Annotated in this window: 19 protein-coding genes and 2 riboswitches; of the genes, 10 read left to right on the forward strand and 9 right to left on the reverse strand. The window is 51.0% G+C overall.

What is annotated here, in order from left to right:
* Position 1: 1 nt before the first annotated feature.
* The 7 genes from QQL65_RS08000 to QQL65_RS08030 form a co-directional block, all read right to left on the reverse strand.
* On the reverse strand, positions 2-1,057 hold the full coding sequence (locus tag QQL65_RS08000; RefSeq protein ID WP_284363461.1) for an imelysin family protein: 1,056 nt from the start codon (positions 1,055-1,057) through the stop codon (positions 2-4).
* Positions 1,054-2,568: a di-heme oxidoreductase family protein gene (locus QQL65_RS08005; protein WP_284363463.1), complete on the reverse strand. Its 1,515-nt coding sequence runs from the start codon at positions 2,566-2,568 to the stop codon at positions 1,054-1,056. The genes QQL65_RS08000 and QQL65_RS08005 overlap by 4 nt, the downstream gene beginning before the upstream one ends.
* A gap of 54 nt (positions 2,569-2,622) precedes the next feature.
* On the reverse strand, positions 2,623-3,891 hold the full coding sequence (locus QQL65_RS08010; protein WP_379863730.1) for an imelysin family protein: 1,269 nt from the start codon (positions 3,889-3,891) through the stop codon (positions 2,623-2,625).
* Between the two features lie 245 nt (positions 3,892-4,136).
* A complete protein-coding gene (locus QQL65_RS08015; protein ID WP_284363466.1) occupies positions 4,137-4,637 on the reverse strand; it encodes an SRPBCC family protein in 501 nt (166 codons plus the stop codon).
* A gap of 60 nt (positions 4,638-4,697) precedes the next feature.
* Positions 4,698-5,510: an MmyB family transcriptional regulator gene (locus tag QQL65_RS08020; protein WP_284363468.1), complete on the reverse strand. Its 813-nt coding sequence runs from the start codon at positions 5,508-5,510 to the stop codon at positions 4,698-4,700.
* A 107-nt stretch (positions 5,511-5,617) separates the two neighbouring features.
* Positions 5,618-6,565, reverse strand: coding sequence for a hypothetical protein (locus tag QQL65_RS08025; RefSeq protein ID WP_284363470.1), 948 nt, complete (start codon positions 6,563-6,565; stop codon positions 5,618-5,620).
* Between the two features lie 199 nt (positions 6,566-6,764).
* Positions 6,765-7,883, reverse strand: a complete 1,119-nt coding sequence (locus QQL65_RS08030; RefSeq protein WP_284363472.1) for an NAD(P)/FAD-dependent oxidoreductase — start codon at positions 7,881-7,883, stop codon at positions 6,765-6,767.
* 65 nt (positions 7,884-7,948) lie between these two features.
* A riboswitch (cobalamin riboswitch) is annotated at positions 7,949-8,181 on the forward strand.
* 118 nt (positions 8,182-8,299) lie between these two features.
* On the opposite strand from QQL65_RS08030, the gene QQL65_RS08035 reads away from it, so the two are divergent.
* From QQL65_RS08035 to QQL65_RS08075, 9 genes are all read left to right on the forward strand, one after another.
* A complete protein-coding gene (locus QQL65_RS08035) occupies positions 8,300-8,977 on the forward strand; it encodes an energy-coupling factor ABC transporter permease (RefSeq protein WP_284363474.1) in 678 nt (225 codons plus the stop codon).
* Between the two features lie 78 nt (positions 8,978-9,055).
* Positions 9,056-9,751, forward strand: coding sequence for a tRNA (5-methylaminomethyl-2-thiouridine)(34)-methyltransferase MnmC2 (mnmC2, locus tag QQL65_RS08040; protein ID WP_284363475.1), 696 nt, complete (start codon positions 9,056-9,058; stop codon positions 9,749-9,751).
* A 17-nt stretch (positions 9,752-9,768) separates the two neighbouring features.
* Positions 9,769-9,992, forward strand: a riboswitch (cobalamin riboswitch).
* Positions 9,993-10,046: 54 nt separating this feature from the next.
* A complete protein-coding gene (gene cobW / locus QQL65_RS08045) occupies positions 10,047-11,120 on the forward strand; it encodes a cobalamin biosynthesis protein CobW (RefSeq protein WP_284363476.1) in 1,074 nt (357 codons plus the stop codon).
* A complete protein-coding gene (cobN, locus tag QQL65_RS08050; RefSeq protein ID WP_284363477.1) occupies positions 11,120-14,836 on the forward strand; it encodes a cobaltochelatase subunit CobN in 3,717 nt (1,238 codons plus the stop codon). Before cobW ends, cobN begins: the two co-directional genes overlap by 1 nt.
* Positions 14,833-15,462, forward strand: a complete 630-nt coding sequence (gene cobO / locus QQL65_RS08055) for a cob(I)yrinic acid a,c-diamide adenosyltransferase (protein ID WP_284363478.1) — start codon at positions 14,833-14,835, stop codon at positions 15,460-15,462. The genes cobN and cobO overlap by 4 nt, the downstream gene beginning before the upstream one ends.
* 19 nt (positions 15,463-15,481) lie before the next feature.
* The gene (locus QQL65_RS08060; protein WP_284363479.1) at positions 15,482-16,390 is read left to right on the forward strand and encodes an ornithine cyclodeaminase family protein; all 909 of its coding nucleotides are present in this window, start codon (positions 15,482-15,484) and stop codon (positions 16,388-16,390) included.
* A gap of 67 nt (positions 16,391-16,457) precedes the next feature.
* Positions 16,458-16,850, forward strand: a complete 393-nt coding sequence (locus QQL65_RS08065) for an NUDIX domain-containing protein (RefSeq protein WP_284363480.1) — start codon at positions 16,458-16,460, stop codon at positions 16,848-16,850.
* The gene (locus tag QQL65_RS08070; RefSeq protein WP_284363482.1) at positions 16,847-17,140 is read left to right on the forward strand and encodes a GNAT family N-acetyltransferase; all 294 of its coding nucleotides are present in this window, start codon (positions 16,847-16,849) and stop codon (positions 17,138-17,140) included. The genes QQL65_RS08065 and QQL65_RS08070 overlap by 4 nt, the downstream gene beginning before the upstream one ends.
* 11 nt (positions 17,141-17,151) lie before the next feature.
* Positions 17,152-17,541 (forward strand): rhodanese-like domain-containing protein, encoded by a 390-nt coding sequence (locus tag QQL65_RS08075; RefSeq protein WP_284363484.1) that lies wholly within the window; start codon positions 17,152-17,154, stop codon positions 17,539-17,541.
* Here the strand turns inward: QQL65_RS08075 and QQL65_RS08080 are convergent.
* Positions 17,538-18,074, reverse strand: coding sequence for a GNAT family N-acetyltransferase (locus QQL65_RS08080; RefSeq protein ID WP_284363486.1), 537 nt, complete (start codon positions 18,072-18,074; stop codon positions 17,538-17,540). The two genes, QQL65_RS08075 and QQL65_RS08080, sit on opposite strands and share 4 nt — an antisense overlap.
* A complete protein-coding gene (locus tag QQL65_RS08085) occupies positions 18,074-18,565 on the reverse strand; it encodes an Lrp/AsnC family transcriptional regulator (protein ID WP_284363488.1) in 492 nt (163 codons plus the stop codon). Before QQL65_RS08085 ends, QQL65_RS08080 begins: the two co-directional genes overlap by 1 nt.
* A 113-nt stretch (positions 18,566-18,678) precedes the next feature.
* Between QQL65_RS08085 and QQL65_RS08090 the strand changes: the two genes are divergently transcribed.
* Entirely contained in the window at positions 18,679-22,065 is a 3,387-nt protein-coding gene (locus QQL65_RS08090) for an indolepyruvate ferredoxin oxidoreductase family protein (RefSeq protein ID WP_284363489.1), read from the forward strand.
* The last annotated feature ends 15 nt before the right edge of the window (positions 22,066-22,080 follow it).

Consider the following 22,080-nt stretch of genomic DNA (forward strand, 5'->3'; position numbering starts at 1 on the left):
GTTAGTCACCATCTAGCGATGAAAAACCTGCAGTTAAACCAAGGGCTTGCGCCAGATCATCTGTGGCAATTCCTGCCATGGAGTGTAGAACGAGCGACAAATATTCAAGTTTGCTGCGCTCATTGGATATCGGCGCTTCAAGCACGGGGCTTTCAAGCTTGGTAGCGTGAACAGCGTTTTTAGCTTCAAACAAGTAGCTGTCAATTATCCAATGCTGTTCCTCATCAAGAAGCGTATTAAAATCAGCAGCTTGCGTAAAGTCACTCAGGCCCTCGACATTGGCCGCAATACTCTTAAGCGTCAAGCCGCTGCGCCAGAATAAACCCGATTTGGGTTTTGCTGATCCGGCATCATCGCCCAAATAGTTCTTCAATCGGGTGTCATGAAAAATGCCAGGGCCGTGCGCAATTGTTCCCAGAATATCGCGTTTTGTCTCGGCAGATTCACGATAATTCTGATTGTTTTCACCCGGGTTTTCCAGAATATCAGCAAACCCGCCAGCTTTGTCCCATTCGGTGACAATTTCGGCAGCAACTTCAAGTAAAGCACTGGAGATTGTCAAACCGAATTGGCAGCGATAATCATCTTGGTGCAAAAGCGCTTCGTCGGCACCGGTACCAAACAGAACAAATTCAAGGGCACCTAATCCTTGCAAGGCGACACTCTTTTTTTGCAAAGACCCGATGGTGAGGGCGGTCTGATCTTTCTGGCCAATAGCGCGCTGAACTTGCTTTAGACCAATCGACTTGCGGTCCGGCCAGAACAGGATTCTTTCTAAGCGGTTTTCTTGCAGCACCGGACCAAATCGAACAATTTCGGCGCGACTCCACTGCAAAGCCAATGCTGCAAAAGCACTGCGTGCTGCCTCCAAATGTGCGGTGCTTGGCGACGCGCATAGTGTTTCCAACTTGTGAGTTTGCGCGGCTGCTGCGTCTTCAAACGCGAGATATTGCGGCATGATGAACTGATCCACAACGCGCTTTTCGATGCCATCGGCAAAAGCGTTGGCTGTGAACAGTGATAGGGCAAAAAGGGCAGGGGCAATAAATCTAATCATAGGGAATTCAAGAAACTCAAAAGCGAGGAACGGTCAAGCTTATTCATGGCGACAACTTGGTCACGCGAGGCTTGCGCTTCGCCCCCATGCCACAAAATGGCTTCAAGCAGATTGCGGGCGCGACCATCATGCAAAAACTGCGTGTGTCCAGACACTGTTTCTGTTAGCCCGATGCCCCACAATGGTGGCGTGCGCCATTCGCGCCCAGAAGCGCTGCCCACCGGGCGATTGTCAGCCAATCCGTCGCCCATATCGTGCAAAAGCAGATCGGTGTACGGCCAGATCAATTGGAACTGCTGAGCCTTGTGTGGTGCGTCACGCCGCGTGACATATTTAGGTGTGTGACAACTCGCACAGCCGATATTGTAGAATAATTCTTTGCCGCGCAGCACTTCAGGGTCATCAGCGTCACGTCGCATCGGTACGGCCAGGTTTTGCGCATAGAATGTGACAAGTTCCAAAATTGGATCAGGCACTTCAGTATCGCCCTGGCTTTGCTGTACCCCGTGCGCAGCGGCAAGGCAGGCCATTTGGAAGTCGGTGCATTCACCCCAATGTTTGGGGACGTCTGGTGTTGATAGTCCTAGATCACCTGCGAACGCACCGGCACTTTGCGCACGCACTGTTGCGTGTGATGCTTTGTGACCAAAGCGGCCAATTTGCTTGTCGTATCCAGGGTAATAAACCCAAGAGACCCGCCCAGATATCCCGTCGCCATCAACGTCATTTGGGTCAGCTTGCGCCAAAATGTCTGTAGGGTGGATTGCTTCCAGAAGCCCAAGCCCAATCATTTGCGGGGCAACACGCGGCGATATCATCACATCGGGGTCAAGTGGGCCATAATTGAGATCGGTGATTGTGTAGGTCGGTGTGCGCAAATAGGCGCTTTCGCCATCGCCAAGCTTTACCTCATTCTCTTCATAGGAGATTTGCATTTGCCCTTCCGCCGGCACCCCAGGCACAGCCAAATCCTGCAATTGCCTGCCATAGGTTGGCTCTTCAATCACTTGAAGCTCACCGGTGGCGAGTTTTGCTTTTTCTTCTTCTGTTTGCGGAGGAACGGAAAGCCGCAGGAACATTGATACCCGATCGTCAACTTCGTTGGCTGGGGCATGGCCTCGTCCATCTTTGAGGTGACAAGATTGGCAGGCGCGGGCGTTGAAAAGCGGGCCAAGCCCGTCAGAGGCGAATGTGGAGGAGGGTGACGAGACCCACAATTTTTCAAAAAACCCGTTGCCAAGATTGAACTTTTCTTGGTCGGCGAAATCTAGATTTGCCGAAAAGTGCGAAAAAGCATCGCGCGATACCAATTTGCGCGACGTGCCTGCGCCGCCCTGCATATTCTCAAACTTTTCAGGTTTTGAAAAATCTGATGTGGGGCGAGTGACAGACTGAACGCGCTCGCGCTCGGCTGCGCTCAAATCGTGGCGTTCTGGATGGTGCTCTTGTGCGACCGCAAGTCCAACCAAAAAAGGGAACAATGCGACCCCAACTAAGAAGTCGCGGGCCATTGGTAATCTCCAAATGATAAAGGGACCGCCCCAATGGCGATCCCATAATTGTTGCTATTCAAATACAGCGTTCGGATTGTCCAAGCTGTCAGAACCTTCAATCGCGACATCGGCCAAATCAAGCTTTGCCACTACGCGTTCGATTGAGCGGGTTTGGTCAACCAAGGCATCAATTGCCGCTTGCACAACTGCGTTACCTTCAGCGTTGCCTTCACCAATCATTTGGTCATAGGCTTCAGTTTCAGCGCGATCCACCATTGCTTGCATCTTGCCCATGGTCGCATCCAACTTGTCCCGCAGTTCTTTGTCCAAGTCTGCATCAATATGGGCGATGAATTCAGCCAATGATGGTCCGGCAATCACTGAGCCATCTACGCGTGTATAGCTGCCCAAATAGACGTTTTGGATGCCCTTTGCGTCGTAGAAATGTGAATAGTGGGTGTTGTCAGAAAAACAATCATGCTCTTCTTCTGGATCATGCACCAAAAGGCCAAGCTTCATACGTTCTCCGGCCAACTCGCCATAAGACAATGATCCCATACCCGCCAGAATTGTTGCAAGGCCCGCTTTCTCGTCACCCGATGTGACAGCTTCACGCGCTGCGCCGCCAGCAGCCCAATTTGCCACCATTTCTTCAAGGTCAGCGATCATCAATTCTGATGCGGCTTGCAAGAAATCGCCACGACGATCGCAACTGCCGCCAGTACAGTTTTCGGTGTCAAAATCAGTTGCGGGTCGATTTCCTGCGCCCGGACCCGTTCCATTCAAGTCTTGGCCCCAAAGCAAAAACTCAATTGCGTGATAACCAGATGCCACATTGGCTTCAACGCCGCCCGCTTCGTGCAACTCATTCGCGATCACGTCAGCGGTGATGTTTTCAATCGTTACAGTTTTGCCATTGATGTAGACTTGCTTGTTGGCGATCACATTTGCTGTGAATAGTCCGTTTTCGTCGCTTTCAGCGCCATAATAGCCTAGGTCGACATAATCGATTAGGCCCTCGTCGAGCGGCCAAGCGTTTACTTTGCCTTCCCACTCATCAACAATTGGATTGCCGAAACGATAGGCTTCTGTTTGCTGGTATGGCACGCGCGCCGCAATCCATGCAGCACGGGCCGCATCGAGATTAGCCGCAGTTGGTTCTGCAAGCAGCCGATCAATTGCTGCGTCCAATGCTTTAGCCGTCACCAAGCTGTCTTCATAACCCGCAAGTGCAATATCAGCGTAGGTGTCCAAAACAGCCTTTGCGTCGTGACCGCCAGCGAGCGCACTTGTTGTCATCAAACATGCAATCGCGCCAGCGGTTGCCAAATTCTTCAAAATTCTCATCTCAATTCACTGGCGCGGTAATCGCCAATGCTCCACGTTTATCAAAATTGCACGCTAGAAATTGCGACTTCCCCTAGCTCTAATTAAGTGGAGTTACACAATCCATATATAAAATCAAATGAAAATTCAACAGCTTAGAACGATTCTAAAGTTGAAGGAAAATGTTCCTAAACATGTGAAGAAAAATGGATGAGCAGATGCCAACCCCTTTTTTCGGGCGTAACTAGCAACATATTTCGTCAGGTCGTCACAGCCATCTGTCGCGCCTTACCATCTTTGTTCCTTTTGGCTTTCCTTGGGTGAACCCGGCCTGTTTCTGCCCAGAATTTGAACTCTTCCAATACTTTGGGCATGGTTTGGTTTAACCCCAAGACCAAAAGCGGACCCATGGGTTTTGCCCACCACTTCATTACCATGTTCGGCGACATGGTTACTCTGCTGCGGTTAGGGCCAAGGCTCGTGACGCGCCAACTATTTCGAGCAGCATTGACAATTGCAGGACGTCCCTTGATCAGATCATAGTCGATGCGCATTGCCAGATTGTCGACGTGGGTAATGTTCTCGGTAAGAACCTTCTTGCCAATATGGCATTCACGATGTGACCCTGGCTCAACATCACCAATCATCGCCGAACTATCCAGCAAGCTGGTCCATTCCCCGGTGTTTCCAAAGCCATCGCACAATTTGTGCCAAGACTTTTCTGCTGGCACGTCAATATCAATACTGAACTTCATTTTCATATCGGTCTCCTTGTCTAACGCCAAGGATGTATGATGAAGGGGCGCGAACCCAATTCCCGATCAGGGAAGCGGCTGCGTTTTTTCGGCCAATTCTTCGAAAAATTCTTGCGTCGTTTGATCTGTCGGAAAAGTCAATTCAACACGCACCTCGCTCAACGTCACTTCGTGCGCATGAGAGAATTTCATAAATGTCGAGAAGGTCGAAAGCCTTTTCCCGCCAACGATCAAAATTGGCGAAAGAACAATGTCTGTTTCTCCGCCCCTAAGCGGAGGTCGCTCAACATTTTTAAGAAGTTCCTCCATGCGAGAAACCATTTTTTCAAGACGGTGGTTGAAGCATCCGGCTAGCTCTGCACGTTGGCGATCCAATAAGCCGTGGGCAACTTCGGCCCAGTTCTCAACCAATTTGGGGGCATTGCCGTCTGGGTTGAAAAATATCTCAACGCGCTCTTCTGGCGAGGTTGTCATGGAATTTGGTGCAAATGCTTTGTAGGCCTCATTTGCCAATAAAATGTCACCCGCACCATTCATGGCACAGCCCGGATAAGGGTCGTGTTTTTCTAGAACCGCTACTAATGCCGCGCGATAGGGTTCGATTTTTTGATGTTCAAAGCTATATTCCGCCATCTCAGGCTGTAAACCAGCAAGGCCAAGAAGTTGATTGATTTCGCGCGACGGTAATTGCATTGCACCCGCGAGCCGCAAGATCAAATCGCGCCCGGGCCGTGATCTGCCAGTTTCAATGAACGAAAGATGGCGTGGCGTTGTGCCTGCATTTGAAGATAAAGCGAGTTGGCTCAATCCTCGTCGATCGCGCAGATTTCGCAATAAGCGACCAAACCCGCTTACGTCTTTTTGTGAGTTACTTTTCATCGCCCAAGCTTAGCTTGAAAGGGAGGCAAAGCAATTCCCTTTCAGGGAAGCAAAAAAAAGAGGCCGCAAAAATTGCAGCCTCTCGAATTTCATTTGCAAGGATCAAACTAAGCTTGTTTGATTTCCCACTGCTCATTAGCAGGGATATCGACGATTTTTGTCAGATCGTTTTTATCCATGGTGAAAGAACACATCATCTTGCGCTCTTTGCCCTTGAGCAATCCAAGCTTTTTGATGCCAAGAGCGGCCGCACATTTAGCATATGCACCCAAGCCATCAATGTTTGTTGATTTTGGCTGCATGCCCATATAGCGGCGCATATAGCCGTTGGTGTAGTAAACACCATATTTGCGTTGCGCTTCTGGGGTGAAGAACTCTGTGGTGATCGACACGTTGAGACCCTCAACATTGTCCACACGGTGCGGTGCGTTCAATTCCCACGAAAGAGCTTGGCCGGGCTCAAGCAAGACGCTTTGTGCATTCTTGTCCCATTCAGCGTCGTACGCCACTTCTTCTTCTGTCTCGCGCAAGATCACGCCCTCAAGCGTTTCGTCAGGCAGATGGGTTTTGTTTTCCGCATCATATAGCCAAACGCGCTTTTTACCGCGGAGGTGCCAAAGGCAAATAAACGGAATATCTGTGTGATAAAATACCCGCGCTGTCGGCGACGAAATCAACAAGCTTGATTCACGTTTGAACGTTTTCAGGTTCGGGTTGCCTTCTTCAAGCTCTTCAAACGAGTCGTCGATCAACTTGTGGTACTCTGGTGCCACAACGTCAAACCGGCGCAAACACATCCAAACCTGACCGTCGTGAATGGCTTTGATGATCTCTTTGCCTGACAAGTCGCCTTTGTCGCCAGAGCGCCAAACCTTTTCCTCACCCACCTTGGTCATGGTGTTGAGCATGTAAAATTCGCGCGGGTAGCGATCAATAAGATCTGCTAGCGCGTCATCTGTGAAAAACCCACTGTCATTGAGGTTGTGTTGAATGCTGACTTGGCCCTTACCAAAATTGTCCGCACCGCCTTTTTCAACTTTTGTCCAGCGTCCCATCATTCTCTCCTAAATATCCGCCTACCCTGTTTCCCTTCGAGCGCGGGTTATTCCCGCTTGTCGATCGAAATGAATTGGGGCTCATTATTCATTGAGCATGTGCAAGATAATCAGAAAGAAAAATTGTTGCGCGACCATCTTGTTGGTAGCGTTAAAAAGCTTAGTGAAAATCTATGGTTAAACGCGGTCAAACCCTTGACTAGGCTGGATTAACCCTGTTTTCGATCCGAAAGCTTTCAGGGATTTCAATCGGTGTTGAACCGGTAATCGGCGCCAGCACCGCCTGCGCCATCCGATGGGCAATGCCAAAGCCGATCTTGAAGCCGCCAGTGGCGATATGCACGCCATCATGATCTGGCAATCGCCCCAATAGTGGGTCGCGGCCAATGGGCTGCATCCGCAAATTCGCCCACCGTTCTGCAACAGGTGCATCTTTGATCACCGGGCAGATCATGCGTGCCTTCGCAATTACATCTTCAAGCAACTGATCGGTAGCACGCGCATCCTCAAACTCGCGCTCGGACGTGCTGCCAATCGCAGTGCGTCCATCCTCGTGTACGATCAGATAGACACCTTGTTGAAAGAGGACCGGCAACTTTGGGTCAAGTTTTGTGTCCAAAAGAGCGGCTTGCCCTTTTACAGGGCGACCTGCCAGCGACGGTGTGAAGGGCTTTAGAATATCAAATGACCCAAGCCCAGCTGCAACGATGAAGTCCTTCGCATTGATCATGGTGCCATCGTTCAGCGTCATTTTTTTGTTTTCGCCAGATGTAACGGGTGTGTGTTCAAATATGTCCACTTGGCCGGCGATGGATTTCAACAAAGCAGCGGTAACAGCGCGCGGATTCACATGGGCGGAAAGATCGTCAAATACTGCGCCATGCGGCATCACATCGCTGTCTGGCCAGCCCGAGCTGTGCGGCTCGTCGACAATGCGCATTTCAAACTGACGCTCACCGTATTGCCACCTGTCGTGAGCTGCGGCACAGCGCTCTTGTGCATCATTAAGGTGTTCCGGACGCGACAAGGGTTGCAAACGACCAACCCGGGCATAGCCGCAACTCACACCGGTCGTTGCTTCTATCTCCGCAACTAGATCTTCCAACTCGACCAAACCGTCAAACTGAAACTGCTTTTTGCCATTCCATTGGGTTGGCATATGCGGCATCAATGCCCCCAACAACCCACCACTTGCACCTGAGGCAATCGTGTTGGCTTCAAACAGCGCGGTTTTTAACCCGGACTTTTGCGCAAAATAGGCGCACCAAAGGCCAACGACCCCGCCGCCGATAATCGCCAAATCATAATTTTTGCTCAAAACATTGCTCATGAATTCGGGTTGATCACATTCAAAGTTGATTGACAAGCTATAGCGCTGATTTTAGGTTCGACAACACTTCAGGTGTCCATTCGGCGACAAAGCCAAATTGAATGGATGAAACGGGAAGCTGGTCCGGTCGACCCAATTAGGGGACCAAATCCAGCACTGCCCCCGCAACGGTAGATGAGTGTTAGGTGCGATCAAATAGCCACTGCGTTTTCGTGGGAAGGCGATCAAACCCGGGCATGTTGCCCAACTCATAAGTCCGGAGACCGGCCTGATGTGAAAAGGAACCGGACATTTCGGGGAGAAATGTCAACGTGCACGCTGCTCGAAGACCACTCCCAAATGTCTAAAACGTAACGACGATTCGCACGGGGTAAGTGCGACGGAGTTTAAAGGACAAAATCGATATGCATATCGAACCCGGCATCGTAGATGGTGCAAAAATCACCCTTTCATACGCAACAGCAACTGGCGCATTGGGCTACACCGCCAAAATGGCGTGGGACATGGTCAAAAATGATGGCGCGGCTTCTTTGGCAATTCGCAGCCTGTTCACCACAGCAATGGTGTTTGTTTATTTCCAAGTGCTGCCGCACCACCCAGTTGGCGTGTCTGAAGTGCATTTGATCATGGGCTCAACGCTTTTCCTGCTATTTGGTGCAGCGCCTGCCGCAATCGGTCTAACGCTAGGACTATTGCTGCAAGGCATGCTGTTCGCACCATTTGATTTGCCACAATTCGGCATCAACGTAACCACATTGCTTGTGCCATTGTTCGCAATGGCTGCTTTGGCGCAAAAGATCATTCCCGCAAAAACTGCATACAAAGACATTGGTTACGGCCAAGCGTTGCAGCTTTCAACACTCTACCAAGGCGGTATTGTCGCTTGGGTGATGTTCTGGGCATTTTACGGCCAAGGCTTTGGCGCTGAAAATGTAGCAAGCGTTCTTTCATTCGGCGCTGCATATATGACCGTGATCATCGTTGAGCCACTTGTAGACCTTGGTGCACTTGCTGGCGCGAAGTTCTTGTCTGGCCTTAAAGACAACGGCATATTTGAAAAGCGGTTGTTCGCCGCTGCATAGTCCGCGAGCAAAACACTGAATTTGAAGGGGCGCATCCGATAAAAGGTGTCGCCCCTTTTTGATGACTGGATGCCACCAATGACCAAAGACAATAATGTTGAATGGCACGACAATGACCTGCCATTTTCGCAAAGCTTTGATGATCATTTCTACTCACGCGCAGATGGACGCTTGGAGTGCGATCATGTCTTTTTGCGTGGCAATGAAGTGCATGTGCGTTGGATCAGTGCCAACAATTTTTCCATTGGCGAGCTTGGATTTGGCACCGGGTTAAACCTATTGGAAACATGGCGGCAATGGATTGAGCAACGATCCGAAGGTCAGCAGCTTGTGTTTACTTCGTTTGAGCTTTACCCCATGACCGCAGACGAGATTACCCGCGCCATTGCCCCTTGGCCGATGCTTGAAATCATGCGGGATACGCTTGTTGAGAGCTGGAGCGAGGCCATCTTGGGTAAATCGATCCAGTTGGACGCACAAACAACGTTTCAACTGATTGTTGGCGATGTGCGTGAAACACTGCCGGGCTGGAACAACAAAGCAGACGTTTGGTTCCTTGATGGCTTTGCGCCGTCAAAGAATCCGCAAATGTGGGAAGAGGCATTGATGCATGAGTTAGCAAACAAGACCAACCCAGAAGGCACATTCGCCACTTACACAGCAGCTGGCTGGGTGCGTCGAAACTTGCAGGCAGCAGGCTTTGCGGTTGAAAAATGCGCCGGCCATGCGGGAAAGCGCGAAATGATGCGCGGCGTGCTTCAATCCAGCGATTGACCTTGCCCGCACTTTAATGTCACATCATCCAACGTGGTTCTTGTTGGCGTAGTTCGTCAACGAGATGAAAAGGGAACATGGTGCGGCGTACGCAAAAGCGACCAAAACCATGGCTGCCCCCGCAACTGTGAGCGATGAGACGGCTCTTTGATTTGCCACTGACCCTACATTGGGGTCGGGAAGGCGAAGAACCGTTGTCCGAATCGCAAGCCAGGAGACCTGCCACACCAAAGGCGCGTTTTTTCGCGCAAGCACATACCATTTAACCCGTCGGGCGGACGGAGAAGGACTAGAAATGAAAAAGAAAATTCCGGCAACGGTAATCACAGGCTTTTTGGGTGCTGGCAAAACCACACTTGTGCGCCACGTTCTAAACAATGCCAAGGGCAAACGCATCGCGCTAATTATCAATGAGTTTGGTGATGTGGGCGTTGACCGCGACGTGCTTAAGGGCTGCGGCGACGAAGCATGTGACGAAACAGATATGGTTGAATTGGCCAACGGGTGCATTTGCTGCACCGTGGCTGAAGATTTTATCCCGACCATCACGCAGCTTTTGGCGCGTGAGCCGCGCCCTGATCACATCGTTATTGAAACGTCGGGCTTGGCGCTGCCACAGCCATTGGTGCGCGCGTTCAATTGGCCAGAGATAAAAGCTGACGTCACCGTTGATGGTGTGGTTACCGTGGCCGATGCCGCCGCTTTGGCAGATGGTCGCTTTGCCTCGGACGAAGATGCGGTGAACAAGCAACGTCAGTCAGATGAAATGCTGGATCATGATACGCCTATGGGCGAACTATTTGAGGATCAATTGGTTTGTGCCGATCTGATTTTGCTCAACAAATCCGATCTCGTGGACGAAGAAAAGTTGAACGCAGTTGAGGCTGAATTGCGCCGCCATTTGCGCGACGGTGTGAAACTGGTGCGTACTCAAAAAGGCGAAGTCGATATGGCGGCGCTACTTGGCATCGAGAGCGAATCTGAAGCTGATATGGAACAGCGCATGTCGCATCATGAGCGTCACCATGCCGCCGAAGGAGATGAACACCATCATCATCATCACGAGCATGATGATTTTGACAGCTTCTCCATTCGCCTTGGCGAGATTGCCAACAAAAAGCAATTGTCGGACGCGGTAGAAAACGTCATTCGCAAGCATGACATTTTGCGCCTCAAAGGATTTGCTGCGATCAAAGATGCGCCAGCGCGGTTGTCTTTGCAGGCTGTGGGGCCACGTATCGACACATATTTTGATCAGGTATGGGGTGAGCAAGACGAGCGCGGCACCGCGCTGGTCGTCATTGGTCAGGCACCTCTAAATCGCGATCAAATTACACAAGAATTGCAGGCGGCGCTGGGGCAGGGCTAATGCACCTCCTCACCGCACAAGCCGGCGAGATTCAGCAAGAAGGCGAAGCGATTGACCTTGGTCAGAGCCCTGCCGATATTCTGTTTCTTTCTGCCGCCGACACAGAGCTGGCTGCGCTTGCCAACGCTGCCGACGCGCAAAATTTCGCTCAATTGCGTTTGGCCAACACCATGCGCATCAGCCACAATTTTTCGGTCGATCTTTGGTTAGAGCAAACCGCGATCAAGGCCAAATTGATCGTCGTGCGTTTGCTTGGCGGGCGCGCCTATTGGTCCTATGGCGTTGATCAGCTTTCGGCCATTTGCGCCGATAACGGAATCAAGCTTGCCCTGTTGCCTGGCGATGCAAACCCGGATCCGGACTTGCAGGCGCGCTCGACGATCAGCGGTGATGCCTATGATGCATTGCATGCTTTGTTTGTGGCCGGTGGTGCTGACAACATGGCAGCAACGCTTATTGCCATGCAGCAAATTGCTGCCGACATGGCCGATCTGCCTACACCAAAACAAACACCACGCGCGGGCATTTATGATCCGAAGAAGGGCGTTCTGGCGCTTAAAGATGTTGCTCTTGACGCGCATAAACCAATCGCACCGATCATCTTTTATCGCGCACTTTTGGATGGCGGCAATATGGCGCCCATCCATGCGCTAATGGATGCTCTAGCGGCACAAGACATTCAAGCACTGCCTTTGGTTGTTGCATCGCTCAAAGAACAACATTGTGTTGAGTTCGCGCAAAACGCTTTCCAAAAGTTCTTTCCCGATGTGATCCTCAACGCAACCGGCTTTGCGCTTGGCATCAACGATCTGAGCGGCATGCAAAACCCATTTGCCAACACGGATGCGCCGATTATCCAATTGGTACAGGGCGGGCGCCCTGCAGAAGTTTGGGATAAAGATATTCAGGGCTTAAGCGCCAAAGACTTGGCGATGCAGGTCGTGCTGCCAGAACTAGATGGACGCATTGGCGATATTCTGATTGCCCATAAAGAACAAAATATATGGCATGAACGCACCCAATGTCCCTTGTCCGCCAACCAGCCACACGCGCCTGGCATTGCTGCAGCGGCGGAGCTAACACGTAACTGGATCGCGCTGAAGAACACCAAAGCAGCCGAGCGCAAAGTTGGCATTGTTTTAGCCAATTATCCTATTCGCGACGGCCGAATTGCCAATGGCGTTGGCTATGATGCGCCACAATCAACTGTTGAGATTTTGAACTTTCTCAAACAGGCGGATAATGGGTTGAGCGACTTGCCTGAAAATAGCAACGCCCTTGTGGAAGCTTTGCAGCAGGGGCCAACAAATGCTCATCCGATGCGTGGCACCAGTCCTGCAAAACTAACGCTTGAGAACTATCATAGGCTGTTTTCTGCCTTGCCTGAAGCCGTGCAAAAGGACGTGACGGATCGCTGGGGTGAGCCATCAAACGATCCATTTGTGCGCGATGACACCTTTCATTTGCCGGTGCTTGATTATGGCAATGCGGTGGTAATGCTGCAGCCTGCGCGCGGTTATCATTTGGACGCTGAAGCGAGTTATCACGATCCGGATTTGGTGCCGCCTCATGCCTATCTGGCCGCCTATTTGTGGCTGCGCCATCAATTCGGCGCACAAGCCATTATCCACAATGGCAAGCACGGAAACTTGGAATGGCTGCCCGGCAAAGCCAATGCGCTAAGCCCCAACTGTTACCCGCAAATGCTATGGGGAAGCTTGCCGCATTTCTATCCGTTCATTGTCAATGATCCGGGCGAAGGCACGCAAGCCAAACGGAGAACCGGTGCGGTGATTATCGATCATTTGACGCCGCCGTTGACGCGGGCGGAAACCTATGGTCCGCTCAAAGACCTCGAGGCACTGGCGGATGAATATTACAACGCCTCAGGGCTCGATCAGCGTCGATTGAATGATCTCAAATCCCGCATTCTTGACCTTTGCAAAGATACCGGTCTCGATAAGGATATGGGATTGGAGGATCAACCCGACGATGATGCGTTGGTGACCATCGACACGTTTTTGTGCGAGCTCAAAGAAGCCCAGGTGCGGGACGGTTTGCACATATTCGGCCATGCGCCGAAAGGTCGATTGCATACCGATCTGCTGGTCGCGTTGGCCCGTGTGCCACGCGGCGAAGATCGAGCAGAAGATAAATCGCTCATTCGCGCTTTGGCTGACGATTTGGCGCTGGGCTTTGATCCACTTTCGGCCCCGATGGGCGAGCTTTGGGATGGTCCAAAACCTGAAGTCCTAGTTGCACAATCTGACGACAATTGGCGGCATATGGGCCACACAATTGAGCGGCTGGAATTGCTCGCCGCCAAACTTGTGGCCGCGGAGTTGGAATGCGACCCAGATTGGGTTTCAACCCCGGCGGTGCTGGGCGAGATTGAAAATGCGATTGCGCCAAAGCTAGAGCAATCGGGTCAGCTTGAGCGAGCCAATTTGCTCAAAGGCCTTTCTGGTAAGTTTGTCTCGCCCGGATCGTCGGGCGCGCCGACGCGCGGGCGTTTGGATGTGTTGCCCACCGGGCGCAATTTCTATTCTGTTGATAACCGAGCCGTACCCACACCCACCGCTTGGGAGTTGGGCAAAAAGTCTGCTGAAAACCTGATTACGCGTCACTTCCAAGATCACGGCACCTATTTGTCGGCTATTGCTTTGTCAGTGTGGGGAACTTCAAACATGCGCACCGGCGGTGACGATATCGCCCAGGCCTTGGCGCTGATTGGTGCAAAGCCAAAATGGGATGTGGGGTCGCATCGCGTCTCAGGCTATGAGATTATCCCATTGGCCATACTCGGTCGTCCGCGTGTTGATGTCACTTTGAGGATTTCAGGCTTCTTCCGCGATGCGTTCCCTGCTCAAATTGACTTGTTCGACAAAGCCATCCGCGCCATTGGCGCATTGGATGAACCGTCAAGCGAAAACCCAATTGCCGAGCGGATGCGCACAGATGCGCTCGCGCTGATGGGCGAGGGGCAGTCTGAGGCCGATGCAGCAATGCAAGCGGGCTATCGGATTTTTGGCTCCAAACCTGGCGCTTATGGCGCTGGTCTCCAAGGCATTATGGATAGCGGCAATTGGCAAGATATTGATGATATCGCCACAGCCTTCCTCAATTGGGGTCAATATGCCTATGGCTCCAAAGCCAAAGGCCAAAAAGCACGCGCGCAATTGGTGTCGCGTTTAAAGTCGGTTGAGGCGATTGTGCACAACCAAGACAACCGCGAACATGACCTTTTGGATAGCGATGACTATTATCAGTTTGAAGGTGGATTAACGGCGACAGCTACGGCTTTGTCTGGGCACCAGCCGATCAACTACCACAACGACCATTCGCGCCCCGAACGTCCCGTTGCCAAAACGCTGGATGAAGAAATTGCCAAGGTCATGCGCTCGCGTGTGGTCAATCCAAAGTGGATTTCAGGCGTGATGCGCCACGGCTATAAGGGCGCGTTCGAAATCATCGCCACAACCGATTATATGTTTGCCTTTGCCGCTACAACCGGCGCGGTCAAGTCGCACCATTTCGATATTGCGTTTGACGCTTTTGTTCTTGATGATGAGGTGCGCACCTTCATTCAAGAAAACAATAAATATGGCTATGACGAATTAATAGCCAAGTTTCGTGAGGCGATGGAGCGCGGCTTCTGGACGCCAAAACGCAATTCAACCTATGCCTTTTTAGATGGGAGCAATGATCAGCTATGAGCAAGAAAACCGACAATATGAGCGAAGAAGAGCTCAATGCCCGCCATACTGAAAAAATGAAAAAGAAGAAGGCGGCGCGCGATAAAATCATCGCCACCAAGACCATCGAAAAGGGCCTAACTATTGTTCATACCGGCAAGGGCAAGGGTAAATCTACCGCAGCTTTTGGCATGGTGTTTCGTGCGCTTGGCAATGGCATGAAGGTCGCCGTAGTGCAGTTCGTGAAAGGCAAATGGGGCACAGGCGAGCGCAATGTGCTCGATAAGTTCCCAGATCAAGTTTCATTGGCGACCATGGGTGAGGGCTTTACTTGGGAAACTCAAGACCGCCAGCGCGACATCGATGCAGCCCGCGCTGCTTGGGAACAAGCTAAGGCATTTATTTTGGACGACAAACATGACATGGTTCTGTGTGATGAGCTAAATATCGTGTTGCGGTACGACTATTTGCCCATCGAGGAAGTGCTGGAAGTCCTTGAGCAAAAACCTGAGATGAAACATGTGATCATCACAGGTCGGAATGCTAAAGATGAGCTGATTGAGTTTGCGGATTTGGTCACCGATATGACCCAAGTTAAACACCCATTCCGCTCCGGCGTGAAAGCACAAGTAGGAATTGAGTTCTAACAACTAAAAAAGAGGCCATATGCGCATACTGCAAGAAGAAGACCTAAACGCCATTCCAACCAGCGTTTTTCTCGATGCAGTTCGCGCGCAAGTTGAAGCAGATGCGCGCGGCGAAGCCATTGCACCGCCGCGCCATGCGGTAAACTTCGACCCCGGCGCGCTGGTGTTTACCTGCGGCGGCAACAAAGAAGTCGCCGGGTTCCGGGTCTATGATACATTCCCTAAAGCCAAAAATGCACAAGAAGACCAACTTGTCGTCGCCTATGATCGGCAGGCAGCAAAGCTAAAAGGGATCGCTGTTGGCGAGCGCTTGGGCGCTATTCGCACAGGATGCCTAGGTGGTGTTGCCATAGACAAGCTAGTGCCCGAAAACCGAATTGAAAAACTGGCACTGGTTGGCACTGGATTACAGGCGCAGACGCAACTCGAGGCCATATTGAGCCTTCGGACCATCAACAAAATCAGTGTTTATAGCCGCTCGCTGGATAGACGCGGTGATTTTGCCGCTAAGATGGCGAAAAAGTTCGGCGTAAATATCACCCCAAGCACGAGTGCTGAAAGAGCGGTTCACGATGCCGATCTGGTCGTTTTGGCTACCAATTCTGCAAAGCCGGTCATTGAGACTGGTTGGCTCAAACAGGGTGCACACGTTTCAACGCTTGGTCCGAAATTTGTTGGCCGACACGAATTGCCACTTGATATTGTTGACCGTTGCCGGCTGCTTGTGTCGGACAGCCCGCAACAGATCAAAGGACAGGGCGAAAAGCACATGTTCCACGATGTGGACTTGAACATACAACATTTGGGCGCGAGCCAGTATGCTTATAGCAGCGGTGACCTGACCTTGTTTTTGTCGGCCGGACTTGCCGGGACTGAAGTCACTGCGCTTAGCGCCGCGATAGATTTTTTGGACACACTAGGAGGCTAAATTCTTTGAGCGGCTAGAAGATGCGCCACCGATCAATCGGCCTCTCGCAATCGGCGCTGTCACGCTCTTGTTTTGGCGCGACGGTGTTTTGTTGGAGAAACGCAGCGACAATGGACAATGGAGTTTCCCAGGTGGCAGTGCCGAGCCCAATGAAAGGCCAAAGGATTGTGCTGCCCGCGAATTGGAGGAAGAGACCGGCTTATCTGGTCTTGATCTGCAGTTTGTAAAGCTGTTCGATGATCCGGGCACCATAGGTGCATATGATGACGGAAATGTCGTCCAAACCCATGTGTCAGTTTTCAAGACCCGTCTATCTGCGGAGCCGCAATTGCGCATCAGTGCGGAATCAACCAAGCTCACATTTCATTCTGCAACGGCGCTCACAAAGCTTGACTTAGCGCCTTCGCATAATCCCATTCGAAAACTCGCAACAAAGTTGCTCGCAAAGGCCGATAAATGACCAAGGACATCAAAATAGAATTTGAAGAAGATAACACGCGCGGGCGCTTCTTTGCGGACCTTGGTGAGGGGCACGTGGCTGAGATGACATTTGTGCGAAACCACAATCAAATGATCATAGACCATACGCGTGTTCCAAAACAGTTCGAGGGGCAAGGTATTGCGGCGAAATTGGTAGTTGAGGGCGTGGAGTTTGCGCGCAAGAACAGGCGCAAAATCGTTCCTGTTTGTTCCTACGTTGTCGTGCAGTTCAAGCGGCACAAAGACTGGGCCGACGTTCTAGCAGCATAAAGGAGTTTGCGTTGAAAACCGTTAAGCAGCTTGTCGATCAAGCACTTACAGAAATCGAAACTCTGCCAGTTGAGTTGGCTCAAAAACTGGCTGCGCAAGGTGAAATACAACTTGTCGACTTGCGCGATATTCGCGAACTGAAGCGCGAAGGCAAAATTGGCGGCGCAGTGCATGTGCCGCGCGGCATGCTTGAGTTTTGGATTGATCCAGAAAGCCCATATCATAAACCTGAATTAGCGACGGACAAGAAACTTGTTTTCTTTTGTGCCGCCGGGTGGCGGTCGGCCTTGGCCACAAAAACAGCAAGGGATATGGGGTTCGAAAATGTAGCGCACATTGATGGCGGATTCGGCGCCTGGCGCGACGTTAAAGCACCTATAATTTCGCCCGAAAGCAGCTAAGCAGCCCATTCCTCTTTCAGTATGCCATAGCTCACTGAATCGAAATACTCGCCTTTCCAATGTCGTGCTTGGCGATAGCAAGCCTCTTGGCTCATGCCGAGCTTTTCGGCCAAGCGCATCATGCCTTTGTTGCCGCTCCAAGTTGTCAGCCCAAGGCGGGTAAGGTCGTCACGTTCTAAAAACAAATGGTCGATCCATAAACGCAATGCGTTCTCGCCAATTCCCTTTGACCAGTCTGATTGATTGAAGATCAGAATGCCAATCTCGATCCAATTAGTTGCTTCAGAACGCCAATACCAGCTTACTTCACCTATAATTCGATCGGTGGATGCGTCGACAATCAGTTGCTTTCTTAAGTCGGGTGTTTCGCTTTCCAACTTCTCACGCAAACGTTCGACATATTGGTCTTGTTCTGCATCATCAGGAAGACCGAAATAGGGACCGTTGAACTGGTGGAACGCGCGATCAGGTGAAATCAACTGACGATACGCGCGCAAATCAGAAAGTTGTAGGTTCCTGAGCACAACATCCATTATCGTTTGGTCCGTGCCGCAAGCGTTGGAACCGCTTTCTGGAATTTGATTTTGTCCATCACCACTTGAGAGAAAGTCTTGGAAATAAAGGGTTTGCTCATCAAACTGTTGCGCAAAAACCGATGGTAGGACCTCATGTCAGTGGCAAGCACTTTCAATACGTAATCATATTCGCCAGTAGTTGCATAACACTCCAAGATTTCGGGAATTGAATTCACCAGAGTTGTGAACTCTTCTAAATAATCATCATGGTGTTGTCCTAGGCTGACCTGCAGCAAAATGGTCTCGCTGTAGCCCATCAGTTCGGGCGAAACCGTCAATCCGTAAGCGGTAATCACACCTGCTTCTTCCAACGCGTTGATCCGCCGCCATACAGAGGAAACAGAGCTGCCAACTTGGTTGGCGATCTCTTGATTTGACAAACGGCTGTTTTGTTGCAGCAAATCTAAGATTTTGCCGTCAATTTGATCTATTGCGAATTGATTATTCAAAATTGAAGGCTTTCTGAAATGGATTGCCGAATTTTGATATAATTGAGCACTAATCTGATCAGATATGTCAATAAAAATCAGCGATAATGGTTCTCAAGGAATAGGGGAACATTATGGATCTGACACCAGCGAATGCGAGCGTTTTCGCATATCCGGACTATGAACTGCGCGATGGGCTGACCCAAGAGCGGGTGTTTTTGTCCGGTACGGACATTTTGGTGCGCATTCCCATTGAGCAAGCAAAGGCCGATATTGCGGCCGGTTTGAACACAGCAGGGTTCGTTTCTGGTTATCGAGGTTCGCCGCTGGGGGCTTATGACCAAGCTATGGCGAAAGCCAAGCTGGCATTGGATGAGTATAAGATCACGGTAAAACCAGCAATCAATGAGGATTTGGCCGCAACTGCGATAATTGGTACGCAGGAAGTGGCGAGCGATCCGCAAGTCGAAGTGGATGGCGTTTTTGGCATTTGGTATGGCAAGGGCCCCGGTGTTGACCGGTCTGGCGACGCCTTAAAACATGGCAACGCGTTGGGCAGCTCTAAACATGGCGGCGTGCTAGCTTTTTTGGGCGACGATCATGGTTGCGTGTCATCATCTATGCCACACCAATCAGATCAAGCGGCCGAACACTTCATGATGCCTGTGCTACACCCGGCTGGTGTTGCTGACTATATTCCGTTTGGTCTTTATGGATTTGCTGCGTCTCGTTTCACAGGCGCTTGGATTGGCTTCAAAACCATTTCTGAAGTTTTGGAATCTAGCGCTGCAACTGAAGTGCCGCACCCACGCAAATTCAAAGAGCCAAGTGACTTTACCCCGCCATTCGATCTGAATCATGATCCCGCCAGCAGCTTTGGTCCGGTGCTTGAGCAAAAACTCTTAGCGCGGCTTGATGCGATGCGTGCGTTCGCAAAAGCCAATCCAATCGACAAAGTTGCGTTTGGGGCGAAGAAGCCGAAAACAGCAATTGTTGCAGTTGGCAAGGCTTACGCGGATCTGATTGAAACACTTAAAAAACTAGGCGTCTCCGAAGCCGCAGCGAAACGCCACGGTGTTGGTGTTTATAAAGTTGGACTCGTGTGGCCTATTGAGCCATCAGGCTTCGAAAGCTTCTTGCAAGATGCGGACAAGCTATTGGTCGTTGAGGAAAAACGAGCAGTGGTTGAAACGCAGCTAAAAGACTGGTTTTTCAACAAACAGAACGGCAATCGCTTCACAATAGTCGGCAAAAAGGACGCAAAAGGTGCACCTTTGTTGCCAGAAGCTGGCGAGCTTCGCCCTTCAATTTTGGCGCGGGTGGTTCATGAGTTTTTGGACCTTGCGGGTACACCTCCTAATGCCCAGCCCGCGCCAAACCTGTCTGATATTGAGGTGGGGCGCCGCACCCCATATTTCTGTTCAGGTTGCCCACACAACCGCTCCACCAATTTGCCTGAAGGCAGCAAAGCACTGCCCGGCATTGGTTGCCACTATATGGCGTCTTGGATGGGGCGCGAGACCAACGGAATTGTACAAATGGGTGGCGAGGGGATCAATTGGATCGGCATGTCGCCCTATACGGGCCGAGAGCATATTTTCCAAAATCTCGGCGACGGGACTTATTTCCATTCGGGGCTTTTGGCCATTCGCCAATCCATCGCGGCGCAAACAAATGTCACCTACAAAATCTTATACAATCATGCCGTCGCGATGACAGGCGGACAAGATGTTGACGGTGAGTTGAGTGTTGAAGCCATCATCGCGCAACTGCGTGCCGAAGGCATCAAGCGGATAGCACTCGTCAGTGATAATCCGAAGCGTTTTGCTTGGGATTTGATGCGCGGCGAAGGGATGAGCATACACCACCGCAAAGAATTGGATGGTGTGCAAGAAGAACTTAAAGACCTTAAAGGCGTGACAGCGCTTATTTATGATCAAGGTTGCGCCACTGAAAAACGGCGTAAGCGTAAGCGCGGTCTGATTGAGGACCCCAAAAAGCGGGTGTTCATCAATCCAAGCGTTTGCGAAGGCTGCGGCGATTGCTCAGTACAGTCAAACTGTATTTCCGTCAGTCCGGTGAAAACCAAATGGGGCGTCAAGCGCACCATTGATCAATCCTCATGCAACAAAGATTTTTCGTGTGTTGAAGGGTTCTGCCCAAGCTTTGTCACCATTGAAGGCGACGAAGAAAAAGCAACCGGCGATGCAAACCGGCGCAATCATTTGCTTTCAAATGTTGCTTCTTTGCCAGAACCAAAACTGGCAAAAACTGGAGAGATACTAATCACCGGGATTGGCGGCACGGGTGTCGTAACCGTCGGTGCAGTTTTGGCGATGGCGGCGCACTTGCAAGGCAAAGGTGCGTCGGTATTGGACTTTATGGGCTTTGCGCAAAAAGGTGGCGCGGTGATCTCGCACCTCAAAATCTTGGAAAAGCCCGGTTTAGAAACACCGGTGCGGATCGACAAGTCTTGCGCAGATGCCTTAATCGCTTGCGATTTGGTGGTTGCCAATATGCCGGAGCCAATGGCAACGCTCGCCAAAGGCAAAACCCATGTGATTGCCAATACGAAAATTCTACCAACCGCAGACTTTGTGTTGCGCGGCCTTGCTGATTTCCAAGAAGAGATTAGATTGAACAAGCTCAAGGAGTATGCCGCAAAAGTCGACGCCTTCGATGTAACCGATTTATCAGTGCAATTGTTCGGCGATAGTGTTTTCTCAAACATGATGCTGACCGGCATGGCGTGGCAAATGGGACAAGTGCCCTTGGAGGCCGATGCGATCCGTCGCGCGGTTGAGTTAAATGGCAAAGCGATTGATGCTAACCTACAGGCCTTTGAATTGGGCCGTTTGATTGCTGAACAACCCGAACTGTTCGTTCAAGACCTTAAGGCAGAGTTAGAGCAAACGCTGGATGAATTGGTGGCTGAGCGCGAAGCGTTTTTGGTCGATTATCAAGATGCCAATTATGCCGCGCAGTATAAGAACATCATGTCGAACGTAATCTCTGCGGAACAATCGATTGGCAAAACCGGCTTCAGTGAAATTGTCGCCCATCAACTCTCGCGCCTCATGGCCTATAAGGACGAATATGAAGTGGCGCGCTTGCATCTTGAAACAAAGCATTTGGGCGAGGCGCAAAAGCGCTTCAAACAGGGCGGCAAGCTCACCTTCCATTTGGCACCACCAATGCTCAACTGGATTAAGGAGCCGAATGGTCGACCGAAAAAGTTTGCCATTCCTGGTGTAGTCGCACTGCCCGCGTTGAAGTTGTTGAACGCCATGCGTCCATTGCGGGGTTCAGCGCTGGATGTGTTTGGATGGGGCAAAGATCGTCGCGACGAGCGTCAGCTTCGTGATGACTATATTGAATTGGTGGCCATGTTGGCCGACAATCTCAGTGCTGAAAACCATGCACAAGCGATGGAACGTGCAAAGCTTGTCGAGATGGTCAAAGGTTACGGCGTGGTGAAAGAAGCAGCACTTGAGAAATACAGAAATGCTGCCAAGGGCTGATTTTTTAGCGCAATG

The sequence above is a fragment of the Maritalea porphyrae genome (assembly GCF_030159895.1).
GTDB lineage: Bacteria > Pseudomonadota > Alphaproteobacteria > Rhizobiales > Devosiaceae > Maritalea > Maritalea porphyrae.